Raw genomic sequence first — 14,435 nt, 5'->3', positions numbered from 1 at the left:
AATTAGCCATGTTTGTTCTATGAGAGCGGGTTCACCGGGACGCCGGACCTGCTCTGCCACTCTGAAACACAAAGTAAAAAGGCTGCCCGAGGGCAGCCTTTTTGATAGAGCTTCGCGAGAGCCGATCAGTCCCAGCTCAACGCCCCACCTGTTTGGTACTCAATCACGCGAGTCTCAAAGAAGTTCTTCTCCTTCTTCAAGTCCATGATCTCGCTCATCCATGGGAACGGGTTAGTGGTACCTGGGTACTCTTCCTTCAGGCCGATCTGCGACAGGCGACGGTTGGCGATGAATTTGAGGTAGTCCTCCATCATCGCGGCGTTCATGCCCAGTACGCCGCGCGGCATGGTGTCGCGAGCGTATTCGATTTCGAGCTGGGTGCCCTGCAGGATCATCTGCGAGGCTTCTTCCTTCATTTCGGCATCCCACAGGTGCGGGTTTTCGATCTTGATCTGGTTGATCACGTCGATACCGAAGTTCAGGTGCATGGACTCGTCACGCAGGATGTACTGGAACTGCTCGGCCACGCCGGTCATCTTGTTGCGGCGACCCATGGAAAGGATCTGGGTGAAGCCGCAGTAGAAGAAGATGCCTTCCAGAACGCAGTAGTAGGCGATCAGGTTGCGCAGCAGTTCCTTGTCGGTCTCGACGGTGCCGGTATCGAATTCCGGATCGGAGATCGCGCGGGTGTAGCGCAGGCCCCAGGCGGCCTTTTTCGCGACCGACGGGATCTCGTGGTACATGTTGAAGATCTCGCCTTCATCCATGCCCAGCGATTCGATGCAGTACTGGTAGGCGTGGGTGTGGATCGCTTCCTCGAAGGCCTGGCGCAGGATGTACTGGCGGCACTCGGGGTTGGTGATCAGGCGGTACACGGCCAGCGCGAGGTTGTTGGCAACCAGGGAGTCGGCGGTGGAGAAGAAGCCGAGGTTGCGCATGACGATACGGCGCTCGTCGTCGGTCAGGCCTTCCGGGCTCTTCCACAGGGCGATGTCCGCGGTCATGTTGACCTCTTGCGGCATCCAGTGGTTGGCGCAGCCGTCCAGGTACTTCTGCCAGGCCCAGTCGTATTTGAACGGGACCAGTTGGTTGAGGTCGGCGCGGCAGTTGATCATGCGCTTTTCGTCAACGGCAACGCGGGCAGCGGAGCCTTCCAGCTCGGCCAGGCCTTCGGCGATGTCGAGGTCGTCCAGGGCGGCTTTGGCGCGGATTACCGCGTCAGAGTCGGTGCTGGTTACAGCGCGAGCTTCGAGGGCGGCGGCACCGCCGGCGCTGTCGAGTTTGTCGATACCGGTGGCAGCGGCTTGGGCATTACCGCTTTTGGCGGTGGCTTCGCCGTCTTCTTTGTCGAATTCGTCCCAGCTCAGCATGGTGGGTCTCCTGCTTGAGGGCCATGTTCAGTATGGCCAGTGGATCTTGGTTGCGGTGCTTGCGTTCGGGTACTGCAGTGCACGCAAAATCTGAGAGCCGGAGCCTTGGGGCTTCGGTCTTTTTGTTTCTGGCTCAGGGACGGCGTCGGCCTCGATCACGAGTACGCCGTTCATCCTGGCAGCAGTGAGGCTTCCCGAAGGAAGCCTCACGATCACCTTATTGGCAGGCTTCGCAGTCCGGCTCGTCGATCGCGCAGGCTTTAGGCACTGGCGCTGGAACAGGGGCTGCGGCCGGAGCGGCCTGGGCCTGGACCGGGGCGCTGTTGTCGCCACCGCTGGAAACGGCGTTGAGCTTGCCGGTGGTGATGGTCGACTTCTCGGTGCTGGTCGCGGCCAGGGCACGGAGGTAGTAGGTGGTTTTCAGACCACGGAACCAGGCCATGCGGTAGGTCACGTCCAGCTTCTTGCCCGAGGCGCCGGCGATGTACAGGTTCAGCGACTGAGCCTGGTCGATCCACTTCTGGCGACGGCTGGCGGCATCGACGATCCACTTGGTTTCAACTTCGAACGCGGTGGCGTACAGGTCTTTCAGCTCTTGCGGGATACGCTCGATCTGCTGCACGGATCCGTCGTAGTACTTCAGGTCGTTGATCATGACCGAGTCCCACAGGCCGCGGGCCTTGAGGTCGCGAACCAGGTACGGGTTGATCACGGTGAATTCGCCCGACAGGTTCGATTTCACGTACAGGTTCTGGTAGGTCGGCTCGATGGACTGCGACACGCCGGTGATGTTGGCGATGGTCGCGGTTGGCGCGATGGCCATGATGTTCGAGTTACGAATACCTTTTTGTACGCGTTCGCGAACCGGTGCCCAGTCCAGGTGCTCTTCGAGGTTGACGTCGATGTACTTGGCGCCACGGGCCTCGATCAGGATCTGTTGCGAGTCCAGCGGCAGCACGCCTTTGGACCACAGCGAACCCTGGAAGGTCTCGTAGGCACCGCGCTCGTCGGCCAGGTCACAGGAGGCCTGGATGGCGAAGTAGCTGACCGCTTCCATCGAACGGTCGGCGAACTCGACGGCAGCGTCGGAACCGTAGGCGATGTGCTGCAGGTACAGCGCGTCCTGGAAGCCCATGATGCCGAGGCCGACCGGACGGTGCTTGAGGTTCGAGTTGCGAGCCTGCGGCACGGAGTAGTAGTTGATGTCGATCACGTTATCCAGCATGCGCACGGCAGTGTTCACGGTGCGTTGCAGTTTGGTGTGGTCGAGTTTGCCGTCGACGATGTGGTTCGGCAGGTTGATCGAGCCCAGGTTGCAGACGGCGATCTCGTCCTTGTTGGTGTTCAGGGTGATCTCGGTGCACAGGTTCGAGCTGTGGACCACGCCCACGTGCTGCTGCGGGCTGCGCAGGTTGCACGGATCCTTGAAGGTCAGCCATGGGTGGCCGGTCTCGAACAGCATCGAGAGCATCTTGCGCCACAGGTCTTTGGCCTGGATGGTCTTGAACACCTTGATCTTGTTGTACTCGGTCAGGGCTTCGTAGTACTCGTAGCGCTCTTCGAAGGCCTTGCCGGTCAGGTCGTGCAGGTCCGGCACTTCCGATGGCGAGAACAGGGTCCACTTGCCGTCATCGAAGACGCGCTTCATGAACAGGTCCGGGATCCAGTTGGCGGTGTTCATGTCGTGGGTACGACGACGGTCATCACCGGTGTTCTTGCGCAGCTCGATGAATTCTTCGATGTCCAGGTGCCAGGTTTCCAGGTAGGCACAGACAGCGCCTTTGCGCTTGCCGCCCTGGTTGACCGCGACGGCGGTGTCGTTGACCACTTTCAGGAATGGCACGACGCCCTGGGATTTGCCGTTGGTGCCCTTGATGTAGGAGCCCAGCGCGCGCACCGGGGTCCAGTCGTTGCCCAGGCCACCGGCGAATTTCGACAGCATGGCGTTGTCGTGGATCGCGTGGTAGATGCCCGACAGGTCGTCCGGCACGGTGGTCAGGTAGCAGCTCGACAGTTGCGGACGCAGGGTGCCGGCGTTGAACAGGGTCGGGGTCGACGCCATGTAGTCGAAGGACGACAGCAGGTTGTAGAACTCGATCGCGCGGGCTTCACGGTCTTTCTCGCCCAGGGCCAGGCCCATGGCGACGCGCATGAAGAACACCTGCGGCAGTTCGAAGCGCACGCCATCCTTGTGGATGAAGTAGCGGTCGTACAGGGTCTGCAGGCCGAGGTAGGTGAATTGCTGGTCACGCTCGTGATTGATCGCCTGACCCATGCGGTCGAGGTCGAAGGTCGCGAGGGCCGGGTCGAGCAGTTCGAACTCGACACCCTTGGCGATGTAGGCCGGCAGTGCCTTGGCGTACAGGTCGGCCATTTCGTGGTGGGTGGCGGCGTCGGCGACTTCGAGGAAGCCCAGGCCTTCGGCACGCAGGGTGTCCATCAGCAGGCGGGCGGTGACGAAGGAGTAGTTCGGCTCACGCTCGACCAGGGTACGGGCGGTCATCACCAGGGCGGTGTTGACGTCCTTGATGGCCACGCCGTCGTACAGGTTCTTCAGGGTTTCGCGCTGGATCAGTTCGCCATCGACTTCGGCCAGGCCTTCGCAGGCCTCGGTGATGATGGTGTTCAGGCGGTTCATGTCCAGCGGCGACAGGCTGCCGTCGGCCAGGGTGATGCGGATGCTCGGGTGCGGCTGCACGACGGCGTCGGTGTTGCTGCGGGTGGCGCGCTCACGGGCACGCTGGTCGCGGTAGATCACGTAGTCGCGGGCGACTTTCTGTTCGCCGGCGCGCATCAGGGCCAGTTCGACCTGGTCCTGGATCTCTTCGATATGGATGGTGCCGCCGGAAGGCATGCGGCGCTTGAAGGTCGCGGTGACCTGTTCGGTCAGGCGCGCGACGGTGTCGTGGATACGCGACGACGCGGCGGCGGTGCCGCCTTCAACTGCAAGGAACGCTTTGGTGATGGCTACGGTGATCTTGTCGTCGGTGTAAGGAACGACAGTGCCGTTACGCTTGATCACGCGCAGTTGGCCAGGGGCGGTCGCTGCCAGATCCTGATTCGAATCTGCGGCCTGCGGCGCCTTGGCCTGCGGGTTCTCGCGAGTTGTGTCGGTTTGCATGGGTGTCTCCACGTTCTTTAAGTTTGTTTAGGCGCCCGGTGGGCGCCAACCGTTCCATCCAAAAGCCCGACAGGCACCTGGCACGCGCGTGGCTCAAAGGCTCTCGCGCGCCGCTCTGGGCACATACCCGACTTCGGGACGGATCAGGAAAAAGGGGCATTCGCATGCCGCTCCCTGGCCGAAGTCAAAAGTCTTGGGTCGACAACCCAAAATCTGTTGCTGTTGGGGGTGCGGCCCTGGCCTGCACTACCCATACCCGGAACAAGGCCCTCAAAGGGCTTGCAACGGTCGCCTCCGCAGGAGCGGTTTGGCTGCTGAAATCACGTTAAGTTCAAGCAAAAAAAACAGCCGCTGAAGGGCTTGAGTTCGATGCTTGTCTTGTGCTTGGGAATTTCGTGAAAACCCAAGATGTAGTGTTTTGCTGCGACTGAGATACAAGATAATGCGGTCTCGGGGGTATTGCAAGGCGACGGCCTGTGGATAACTTGTGGGTAGATTGTGAGTGAAACTGAACAAAACGCTGTAGGCCCCGTCCTGCCGCGATGAGACCGCCTGTCATCCTTTTTTAATGTAAGAAAAGGCGACGAAGGGATTTTTGGGGGCGCGAACCCTATCACAAAAAACAGCGCTGACCGAGGTCGTTGGCAGGCTATTTGCCTCGCCCGTGCGCGCGGTTGGCAGTGGCCGGTGCGCATCGTAGTATCCGGGGCCGATGTTGCCCTTTGGTGATGGCGGCGGCGTCGATCCCATAACAACAAGCAGAGGTGGCCCCGTGGAGCAGCAGAGCAGTCAGGTGTTGATCGTCGAGGATGACCAGCGTCTCGCCGAACTGACCCGCGAATACCTCCAGGCCAATGGCTTCAGCGTCGAGGTCGAGGGCGACGGCGCCAAGGCCGCGGCGCGGATCATCAACGAGCAGCCGGACCTGGTGATCCTCGACCTGATGCTGCCCGGCGAAGACGGCCTGAGCATCTGCCGCAAGGTGCGCCAGCGCTATGCCGGGCCGATCCTGATGCTCACCGCGCGCAGCGACGACCTCGATCAGGTCCAGGGCCTGGACCTGGGCGCCGACGACTATGTGTGCAAGCCGGTGCGTCCGCGCCTGCTGCTGGCGCGGATCAACGCCCTGTTGCGGCGCAGCGAAAGCCCCGTTACCACCACTGAGCGGCGAGCGCTGCAATTCGGCCCGCTGCGGGTCGACAGCACCCTGCGCGAGGCCTGGCTCGGCGAGGCCGGCATCGAACTGACCAGCGCCGAATTCGACCTGCTCTGGCTGCTGGTGAGCAACGCCGGGCGGATTCTCTCGCGGGAAGAAATCTTCACCTCCCTGCGCGGCGTCGGTTACGACGGCCAGGATCGTTCCATCGACGTACGCATCTCGCGCATCCGCCCGCGCATCGGCGACGACCCGATCCACCCGCGGATGATCAAGACCATCCGCGGCAAGGGCTACCTGTTCGTCCGCGAGGCCGCCGAGGCCATGGGCCTGTCCGAATGAACTCGATCTTCCTGCGGATCTACGGCGGCATGCTTGGCGTCCTGGTGCTGGTGGCGGTGCTTGGCGTCCTCAGCCTGCACCTGCTCAACGAAGTGCGCTCCGACCAGTACCGCGAGCGCCTGGCCCACGGCACCTTCACCCTGATGGCCGACAACCTGACACGCATGAACAGCGTCGAGCGCACGCGCGCCGTGGCCCTGTGGGAGCGCCTGTTGGGTATTCCCCTGGCGTTGCAGAACAGCAACGAGGTCGGAATCGACGGCAGCCAGCGCACCCGCCTGCAACGCGGCCAGGTGCTGGTGGAACACACCGGCCCTCATGCGGCGCGGGTCATTAGCCAGCTCAAGGGGCAGGACCTGCTGCTGACCGGCGATGTGCAGCAGATCAGCGAGCAACTGGCCCGCGCCACCATCTACCTGCTGGTGGACGAGTTGATTCGCTATCCGGTGGCGGAACAGGCCCGGCGCCTGGCGGAACTCAAGCAGAGCAAGGGCTTCGGCTTCGACCTGCGCTTGCTGGCGCAGACCGATGCGGACATGGACGAAGACCAGCGTCGCCGGGTCGAAGAAGGCGACACGGTGATGGCACTGGGCAAGGAGGGCAACTCGATCCGCGTGTTTGCCGGTATCGCCGGAACGCCCTGGGTGCTGGAAATCGGCCCGCTGTACCAGATGAATCCGTACCCGACGCAACTGCTGGTGCTCATCGCGGCCCTTGGCCTGAGCCTGATCGGGCTGGTGGTCTACCTGCTGGTGCGGCAACTGGAGCGGCGCCTCTCCAAGGTCGAAACGGCCGCGACGCAGATCACCCAAGGCAGCCTGGAAACCCGGGTGGTGGTGCAGGGCGCCGATTCGGTGGGGCGGCTGGCCGAAGCCTTCAATGGCATGGCCGAGCACTTGCAGCGTTCATTGACCATCCAGCGCGAGCTGGTGCGGGCGGTGTCCCATGAGTTGCGCACGCCCGTTGCGCGGCTGCGCTTCGGCCTCGAAATGATCGCCAGCGCCAGCAACGACCAGGCCCGCGAGAAGTACCTGGCGGGCATGGACAACGACATTCAGGACCTCGACAAACTGGTCGACGAGATGCTGATGTATGCCCGCCTCGAACAGGGCGCGCCGGCCCTGCATTTCCAGCGGGTTGACCTGGATGCTTTGCTCGATCAGGTAATCGCCGAACTGGCGCCGCTGCGCCGCGAGGTGCGGGTGGTGCGCGGGACGTGCCAGGGCGGCGAGGATGCCCAGGGTGCGTGGGTCGAGGCCGAGCCACGCTACCTGCACCGCGCCCTGCAGAATCTGGTGAGTAATGCCATGCGCCATGCCGAATCCGAGGTCAGCCTCAGTTATCAGTTGGGGCTGCAACGGTGCCGCATCGATGTCGAGGACGACGGTCCCGGCGTCCCGGAAACCGCCTGGGACCGGATTTTCACTCCCTTTACCCGCCTTGATGACAGCCGCACCCGGTCTTCCGGTGGTCATGGGCTGGGGTTGTCCATCGTCCGGCGCATCATCCACTGGCATAACGGTCGCGCGCTGATCGGCAAGAGCGTGCACCTGGGTGGCGCCTGTTTCAGCCTGAGCTGGCCACGCGAGCAGACGCCGGGTGCGCAATGAGTGAGGCGGTTGCGCTGGATGAACTGCTGGAACCGCAGCGTTTTCATGCACTGCTGCTGGCGCTTTATGGCCCGGAGTTGATGCCGGCGCAGTTGCCGGTGCTGGTGTCGCAGTGGTCGAAGTACTACTTCATGTTGCTCTGGCGCGAAGCATTGGCCGGTCGGGCGCCACGGTTGTCAGACGGGTTGCTGATAGAACTGGACGAGCGCGGCTTGCCCGTCGGCTTTCGCTCCGATGATGGACAGGACCGACTGGCGCAAGCCATCGACGGCCATCTGCCGCCACTGATCGAGCGTCTGGCGCGGCTTGGCGGCGTAGCGAGCGCGGTGCTCTGGGGCAATGCCGGGGACTGCCTGGAACAGCAGGCCGGTGAGGGGGCCAAGGTGTGGCTGGAGGCGCCGGACAGCCCGTTGTTCGCCGCTGTTTCCTACAACGAGCAGGGCCGTCGCCGACGGCGCACCTGCTGCCTGAGCTACAAGGTGGAGTGGGTAGGGCACTGCGAGCATTGCCCGCTGATTTCCTGAATCAGACCGCGACCAGACTCAACAACTGGTCGCCCATCACGCAAAACTGCCCCTGCAACTCTCGACCGTGGTGCCATTCCGGTGACAAGTCAGTGAGCAGGCGCAGGCGCGCGTGGCCGGCGTCGTTCCACTCCAGCACTTCGGCGTGTTCGAAATAGAAGCGCTTGAGCACCAGCGGATAGAGCGCCTTGAACAGGCTTTCCTTGAGCGAGAAGGTCAGGGTGACGGTAAGCCCGACCCGCGCCGGGTCCAGGCGGAGCAGCTCGGCGTCGGTGAGAATTTCCTTGGCCAGGCGCTCGGCGCGCTCGTCATCCAGCAGGCTTTCCTGATCCAGGCCCAGCCCCGCGCAGTCACTGCTGCGTGCGACTACCGCGGCGGCCCAGCCCTTGCCGTGGGTGATCGAACCGCTGATGCCGGTTGGCCAGATCGGTGCGCGGTCTTCGCCGGTGGCGGGCACATAGTCGCGGCCATCGAGGCGCTGCAGCGCGGCCCGGGCGCAGGACCGGCCGGCGAGGTATTCGGCCTGGCGCTTGGCGACTGAACGTTGCAGGGCCGGCGTCTGCTCGATGGCGGCGCGTTGGAAATCGTCGCTGGCGAGGCGCGCCGGGTCGAAGGCGCAACTGACCAACTGCACGCCGGGGACCGGGCGGGGCAAGGGCCAGTGGTACTGGAGCGGAGAGCAGCAGGAGGGGAGTCGGTTCATGGCGGCTATTGTGCCGTGGGCGCTGGCGGGGGGCCAGAGGTGAGGGCGTTGGGCTGAATCGCGAGCAAGCTCGCTCCTACGGGGACAGCGATTCTGTAGGAGCGAGATTGCCGGGGCGCCGAACCGTCGCGAAGCGGTGAAGCATCAGAAGATCTTTTTGAAGAACGCCTGCAGGTCCGCCCAGGAACTCTCGTCCGCCGCCTTGTTGTAGCCGATGTCAGGCCCACCATGCTCGCCATGGCTGAGGCGGTCGGCGTCCGGGTTGGTGAAGCCGTGCTTGGCGCCCTCGAGGGTGACGAATTCGAACGAGGCATTCGCCGCATTCATCTCATCCTTGAACGCCTGCACCTGCTGCGGGGTGACCATGCTGTCGGCGCCGCCGTGTTCCACCAAGATCCTGGTCTTCACGCTGCCGGGCGTGGCCGGCGTGTCGGTCACCAGTGCGCCGTGGAAGCTGGCCACACCGGCCAGCGACTCGCCGCGGCGGGCGGCGTCGAGCACCACCTTGCCGCCGAAGCAGTAGCCAATCGCGGCGATACGCTCCTTGTCGGTCTGTGGCTGGATTTTCAGCAGCTTGACCCCGGCATCGAAGCGCTTGGCCGAGGTGGCCGGGTCTTTCAGGGCGGCCTGCATGAACGCCATGGCGTCGGCCGGGTGCTCGGTGTTCTTGCCGTCGCCGTACATGTCGATGGCCAGGGCGCTGTAGCCCAGCGCCGCGAGGTCGCGAGCGCGGCGCTTGGCGTAGTCGTTCAGGCCCCACCATTCATGCACCACGACCACGCCCGGCACTGGGCCTTTCACGGCATCGTCGTAGGCGTAGTAGCCGACCAGGCGCTTGCCGTCGGCATCCTGATAGGGAATCTCGCGGGTTTGCACGGCGGCCTGGGCCAGGCCGGCAGCGCCGAGCAGCACGGCCGCAAACAGTAATCGCATGATCGGTACTCCTGGATTCAATGCATGGGTTTCAAAAGATGGGCTCGAACATCAAAGACGTTCAGCCAGCGTTCAGGCCGGGTTCAGCGGCGGTTCAGGGCCAGGTCCTTACTCTAGACCTCAATTTCCAAAACCCGCAGCACTGTGGAGAACATCCCCATGAAAAACCTCAACACCCTGCTGGCCGCCCTGACTTTCCTTGGCACAAGCATGGCCGTCCAGGCCGCCGACGACACCTTCGCCAGCGTCACCTACGGTCAGACCAGCGACAAGGTCAAGAAATCCGGGCTGCTCACCGAGAACGTCGGCCACCTCAACAGCGACGGGATCATCGGCAAGGACGACACCTGGGGTATCCGCCTCGGCAAGATCAATGAGCAAGGCCGCTACTACGCCACCTACGACAATGTCTCGGGCACCCATAACGGCCTCAAACTGCGTCAGGAAAATCTGCTCGGCAGTTACGATCTGTTCTATCCGGTGGGCGGCAGCACCAAGCTGTTTGGTGGCGCAACTGCTGGCCTGACCAAGCTCACACAGGACTCTCCGGGTGCCAGCCGCGACAGCGACATCGGTTACGCGGTCGGCCTGCAAGCGGGCGTGTTGCAGCAAGTCAGCGACAACACCTCCGTAGAGCTGGGCTACCGTTACCTGCGCAGCAACGCGACCACCGAGCTGGCCGAAAGCGGCGGCAACAAACTGGGGGCGTTGCGCCTGGACAGCAGCGCGCAGACCTACCTGTCGGCCAACTACCGGTTCTGACTGCGTGCCCAGGCTTGATGAACCGGCCCCTGGACAGGGCCGGTTCGCTGTTATTCTGCGCGCCGCGCACGACAAAGGGAGAAGGTGATGAAACTGTTGGTGGTCGAGGATGAAGCGCTGTTGCGCCACCACCTCTACAGCCGCTTGAGCGAAAGCGGGCACGTGGTCGAAGCGGTGGGCGATGGCGAGGAGGCGCTCTACCAGGCCGAGCAGTTCAACCACGACCTCGCGGTGATCGACCTCGGTCTGCCCGGCATGAGTGGGCTGGACCTGATCGGCCGTCTGCGGGCCCAGGGCAAGACCTTCCCGATCCTGATTCTCACCGCCCGTGGCAACTGGCAGGACAAGGTTGAGGGTCTGGCCGCCGGCGCCGACGATTATGTGGTCAAGCCGTTCCAGTTCGAGGAACTGGAGGCGCGCCTGAACGCCTTGCTGCGCCGCTCCAGCGGTTTCACCCAGGCCACCATCACCGCCGGACCACTGCGCCTGGACCTGAACCGCAAACAGGCCCTGCTGGACGAGCAGCCGCTGGCGCTGACCGCCTACGAATACCGCATTCTCGAATACCTGATGCGCCATCACCAGCAAGTGGTCGCCAAGGAACGCCTGATGGAGCAGCTCTATCCGGATGACGGGGAGCGTGACCCGAATGTCATTGAAGTGCTGGTCGGCCGTCTGCGGCGCAAGCTGGAAGGCAGCCAGGGCTTCAAACCGATCGACACCGTGCGTGGCCTCGGCTACCTGTTCACCGAGCGCTGCCGATGATCCGTTCGCTGCGCGTGCGCCTGATGCTGGCGGCCGCCGTGCTGGCGCTGCTGTTCATGCTGGCGCTGCTGCCGGCGTTGCAGAAGGCCTTCAGCCTGGCCCTGCAGGAGTCCATCGAGCAGCGCCTGGCATCGGACGTGACCACGCTGATTTCCGCCGCGCGGATCGAAAACAACGAATTGATGATGCCGGTGCTGCTGCCGGACGAGCGCTTCAAGCTGCCCGACAGCCGCCTGCTGGGCTACATCTACGACCGCCAGGGCAATCTGGTCTGGCGCTCGCGGGCCACCGCCAACGAAAACATCAACTATCAGCCACGCTACGACGGTCGCGGCAACGAGTTCGCACGTATCCGCCAGGACGACGGCGAGGAATTCTTCGTTTACGACGTCGAGGTCAAGCTGCTCGGCGGCAAGAACGCCGCCTTCAGCATCGTGGCCCTGCAACCGGTGCGCGAGTACCAGCAGACCATCAGCGGCCTGCGGGAAAAACTCTACCTGGGCTTCGGCGCCGCGCTGCTGGTGTTGTTGTTGCTGCTCTGGGCCGGGCTGACCTGGGGCCTGCGCTCGTTGCGGCAGATGAGCGTGGAACTGGATGAAGTGGAATCCGGCGCCCGTGAAGGCCTGAGCGGCGAACACCCCCGCGAACTGCTGCGCCTGACCCGCTCGCTGAACCGCCTGCTGCACAGCGAGCGCGAACAGCGCGGGCGCTACCGGGATTCCCTTGGCGACCTGGCCCACAGCCTGAAAACTCCGCTGGCGGTGTTGCAGGGCGTCAGCGAAGGCATGGCCCAGCGCCCCGAAGAGCGCGAGCAGGCGCGAGTGCTGCAAAGCCAGATCGAGCGCATGAGCCAGCAGATCGACTACCAGTTGCAGCGCGCCAGCCTGCGCAAGAGCGGTCTGGTGCGCCATCAGGTGCAATTGCGGCCATTGGTGGAAAGCCTGTGCGGCACCCTGGCCAAGGTCTATCGCGACAAGGCGGTGCAGGTCGATTTCGCCATGGCCGATGATGCGCGGGTGCCGATGGAGCAGGGCGCCTTGCTGGAACTGCTCGGCAACCTGCTGGAAAACGCCTGGCGCCTGTGCCTGGGGCGGGTGAAAGTCAGTCTGGTTCGCGAGGGCGCTGAGCTGGAGCTGTGGGTCGAGGACGATGGCCCTGGGGTGCCGGCCGACCAGCGCGAGCGAATTCTTCAGCGCGGCGAGCGGCTGGACCGCCAATACCCGGGGCAGGGCATCGGCCTTGCGGTGGTCAAGGACATCATCGACAGCTATGACGCCCGTCTGACGCTCACCGACTCGCCTCTGGGCGGCGCGGCGTTCCGCATTGGTTTTCTGGTGGACTGACGCTCAACGTCTCGCGCTGGCGGGTTTCCGCCCGCGAGCCATTTCCTCACTCGTTGTAGGCGGATTACCGCCAAGCTGAACGGGATAAAACCCGCCGCGGGCGGAAATCCGCCAAGTGCGCCAGGTGCGAATGCCACCAGAACGTGCAGCGAAGCCCCCGGAAACACGGGGTTGCACCGCAACAGCGCAAATTGGCATCACGCTTGCTATGAACCTCGCAGAGTTCTGCCACGCAGCTCGACACAACAAATCCCTCCAGTGCAGGAGGGTTCGCGAGTCAGGTGCCTCGCGTCCTGGGAAGGACGGGCCGGTACCCTTGAGGAAATAGCCATGACGACAACCCGTCAGCCACTTTACAAATCGCTGTATATCCAGGTGTTGGTAGCGATCACCATCGGTATCCTGCTGGGCCACTACTATCCTGAAACCGGTGTGGCCCTCAAGCCGCTGGGTGACGGCTTCGTCAAACTGATCAAGATGGTCATCGCGCCCATCATCTTCTGCACCGTGGTGAGCGGCATCGCCGGCATGCAGAGCATGAAATCGGTGGGCAAGACTGGCGGCTACGCGCTCCTGTACTTCGAAATCGTCTCCACCATCGCCCTGATCATCGGCCTGGTCGTGGTCAACGTGGTCCAGCCTGGCGCCGGCATGCACATCGACGTGTCGACCCTCAACGCCAGCAGCGTGGCAGCATACGCCGCCGCCGGCGCGCAGCAGACCACCATCGGCTTCCTGCTCAACATCATCCCTAACACCGTGGTCGGCGCCTTCGCCAACGGCGACATCCTGCAAGTGCTGATGTTCTCGGTGATCTTCGGTTTCGCCCTGCATCGCCTGGGTGCCTACGGTCGTCCACTGCTGGACATGATCGACCGCTTCGCCCATGTCATGTTCAACATCATCAACATGATCATGAAGCTGGCACCGGTCGGCGCCTTCGGTGCCATGGCCTTCACCATCGGCCAGTACGGCGTGGGTTCCCTGGTGCAACTGGGCTACCTGATGGCCTGCTTCTACATCACCTGCCTGCTGTTCATCCTGGTGATCCTTGGCGGTATCGCTCGCGCCCACGGCTTCAGCGTCCTGAAACTGATCCGCTACATCCGTGAAGAGCTGATGATCGTGCTCGGCACTTCCTCCTCGGAGTCCGCGCTGCCACGCATGCTGACCAAGATGGAGCGCCTGGGCGCGAAGAAATCCGTGGTTGGCCTGGTGATCCCGACTGGCTACTCGTTCAACCTCGACGGCACCTCGATCTACCTGACCATGGCCGCGGTGTTCATCGCCCAGGCCACCGACACCACCATGGACATTACCCACCAGATCACCCTGCTGCTGGTGCTGCTGGTTGCGTCCAAAGGTGCTGCCGGCGTCACCGGTAGTGGCTTCATCGTCCTGGCCGCGACCCTGTCGGCTGTCGGTCACCTGCCGGTTGCCGGCCTGGCGCTGATCCTCGGTATCGACCGCTTCATGTCCGAAGCCCGTGCCCTGACCAACTTGATCGGCAACGCCGTTGCCACCGTGGTCGTGGCCAAGTGGGTCAAGGAGCTGGACGAAGACAAGCTGCACAAAGAGCTGGATTCCGGTGGCTCGCCGCTGACTGAAACCCGTCCGGTCGATGACCTGGGCGTGGCTGAAGGCCCGGCTGTTCGCTAAGCGAATCGCGCACTGCAAAAAGCCCATCTTCGGATGGGCTTTTTTTTGGTTCTTTACCGAGTTCCGGGGACGATGATCTTTGGTCCTGGCTTTGGTTTTGGCTTTGGGGGAATTAATCTTAGGGTGGGGGGGGCCCCGGAGCACCCG

The 14,435-nt window shown here is 63.2% G+C and carries 11 protein-coding genes; 7 read left to right on the top strand and 4 right to left on the bottom strand.

Annotated elements, in window-relative coordinates; genetic code table 11:
- Positions 1-125: 125 nt before the first annotated feature.
- Positions 126-1,370 carry a ribonucleotide-diphosphate reductase subunit beta gene (locus NTD88_RS14390; protein WP_095155372.1) on the bottom strand — a complete coding sequence of 415 codons (1,245 nt, stop codon included), beginning with the start codon at positions 1,368-1,370 and terminating at the stop codon, positions 126-128.
- 217 nt (positions 1,371-1,587) lie between these two features.
- Positions 1,588-4,491, bottom strand: coding sequence for a ribonucleoside-diphosphate reductase subunit alpha (locus tag NTD88_RS14385; RefSeq protein ID WP_110969135.1), 2,904 nt, complete (start codon positions 4,489-4,491; stop codon positions 1,588-1,590).
- A gap of 772 nt (positions 4,492-5,263) precedes the next feature.
- Here NTD88_RS14385 and NTD88_RS14380 point away from each other — a divergent pair.
- Genes NTD88_RS14380 through NTD88_RS14370 form a run of 3 tightly spaced genes read left to right on the top strand, consistent with a single transcriptional unit; the run spans position 5,264 to position 8,123 of the window.
- The gene (locus NTD88_RS14380) at positions 5,264-5,989 is read left to right on the top strand and encodes a response regulator transcription factor (protein WP_095155374.1); all 726 of its coding nucleotides are present in this window, start codon (positions 5,264-5,266) and stop codon (positions 5,987-5,989) included.
- A complete protein-coding gene (locus NTD88_RS14375; RefSeq protein ID WP_095155375.1) occupies positions 5,986-7,599 on the top strand; it encodes an ATP-binding protein in 1,614 nt (537 codons plus the stop codon). Before NTD88_RS14380 ends, NTD88_RS14375 begins: the two co-directional genes overlap by 4 nt.
- On the top strand, positions 7,596-8,123 hold the full coding sequence (locus NTD88_RS14370; RefSeq protein ID WP_262154855.1) for an IucA/IucC family C-terminal-domain containing protein: 528 nt from the start codon (positions 7,596-7,598) through the stop codon (positions 8,121-8,123). The genes NTD88_RS14375 and NTD88_RS14370 overlap by 4 nt, the downstream gene beginning before the upstream one ends.
- A gap of 1 nt (position 8,124) precedes the next feature.
- Here the strand turns inward: NTD88_RS14370 and NTD88_RS14365 are convergent, their stop codons facing one another.
- A complete protein-coding gene (locus NTD88_RS14365; protein ID WP_262154856.1) occupies positions 8,125-8,826 on the bottom strand; it encodes a 4'-phosphopantetheinyl transferase in 702 nt (233 codons plus the stop codon).
- Positions 8,827-8,970: 144 nt separating this feature from the next.
- Positions 8,971-9,759: a dienelactone hydrolase family protein gene (locus NTD88_RS14360; RefSeq protein WP_095155378.1), complete on the bottom strand. Its 789-nt coding sequence runs from the start codon at positions 9,757-9,759 to the stop codon at positions 8,971-8,973.
- 159 nt (positions 9,760-9,918) lie between these two features.
- On the opposite strand from NTD88_RS14360, the gene NTD88_RS14355 reads away from it, so the two are divergent.
- The 4 genes from NTD88_RS14355 (at position 9,919) to NTD88_RS14340 (ending at position 14,288) form a co-directional block, all read left to right on the top strand.
- Positions 9,919-10,521 (top strand): outer membrane beta-barrel protein, encoded by a 603-nt coding sequence (locus NTD88_RS14355; protein WP_095155379.1) that lies wholly within the window; start codon positions 9,919-9,921, stop codon positions 10,519-10,521.
- Between the two features lie 87 nt (positions 10,522-10,608).
- A complete protein-coding gene (locus NTD88_RS14350; RefSeq protein WP_095155380.1) occupies positions 10,609-11,286 on the top strand; it encodes a response regulator transcription factor in 678 nt (225 codons plus the stop codon).
- Positions 11,283-12,629, top strand: coding sequence for an ATP-binding protein (locus tag NTD88_RS14345; RefSeq protein ID WP_262154857.1), 1,347 nt, complete (start codon positions 11,283-11,285; stop codon positions 12,627-12,629). The genes NTD88_RS14350 and NTD88_RS14345 overlap by 4 nt, the downstream gene beginning before the upstream one ends.
- A 330-nt stretch (positions 12,630-12,959) precedes the next feature.
- Entirely contained in the window at positions 12,960-14,288 is a 1,329-nt protein-coding gene (locus NTD88_RS14340) for a dicarboxylate/amino acid:cation symporter (RefSeq protein ID WP_095155382.1), read from the top strand.
- The last annotated feature ends 147 nt before the right edge of the window (positions 14,289-14,435 follow it).

Source organism: Pseudomonas sp. 20P_3.2_Bac5, from assembly GCF_025466035.1.
Classification (GTDB): Bacteria; Pseudomonadota; Gammaproteobacteria; order Pseudomonadales; family Pseudomonadaceae; genus Aquipseudomonas.
This window is presented reverse-complemented; position numbering and strand designations above follow the sequence as displayed.

Coding starts and splice junctions, on each gene's coding strand:
- NTD88_RS14390 (WP_095155372.1), bottom strand. CDS start 1,370: ATGCTGAGCTGGGACGAATTCGACAAAGAAGACGGCGAAGCCACCGCC.
- NTD88_RS14385 (WP_110969135.1), bottom strand. CDS start 4,491: ATGCAAACCGACACAACTCGCGAGAACCCGCAGGCCAAGGCGCCGCAG.
- NTD88_RS14375 (WP_095155375.1), top strand. CDS start 5,986: ATGAACTCGATCTTCCTGCGGATCTACGGCGGCATGCTTGGCGTCCTG.
- NTD88_RS14370 (WP_262154855.1), top strand. CDS start 7,596: ATGAGTGAGGCGGTTGCGCTGGATGAACTGCTGGAACCGCAGCGTTTT.
- NTD88_RS14365 (WP_262154856.1), bottom strand. CDS start 8,826: ATGAACCGACTCCCCTCCTGCTGCTCTCCGCTCCAGTACCACTGGCCC.
- NTD88_RS14360 (WP_095155378.1), bottom strand. CDS start 9,759: ATGCGATTACTGTTTGCGGCCGTGCTGCTCGGCGCTGCCGGCCTGGCC.
- NTD88_RS14355 (WP_095155379.1), top strand. CDS start 9,919: ATGAAAAACCTCAACACCCTGCTGGCCGCCCTGACTTTCCTTGGCACA.
- NTD88_RS14350 (WP_095155380.1), top strand. CDS start 10,609: ATGAAACTGTTGGTGGTCGAGGATGAAGCGCTGTTGCGCCACCACCTC.
- NTD88_RS14345 (WP_262154857.1), top strand. CDS start 11,283: ATGATCCGTTCGCTGCGCGTGCGCCTGATGCTGGCGGCCGCCGTGCTG.
- NTD88_RS14340 (WP_095155382.1), top strand. CDS start 12,960: ATGACGACAACCCGTCAGCCACTTTACAAATCGCTGTATATCCAGGTG.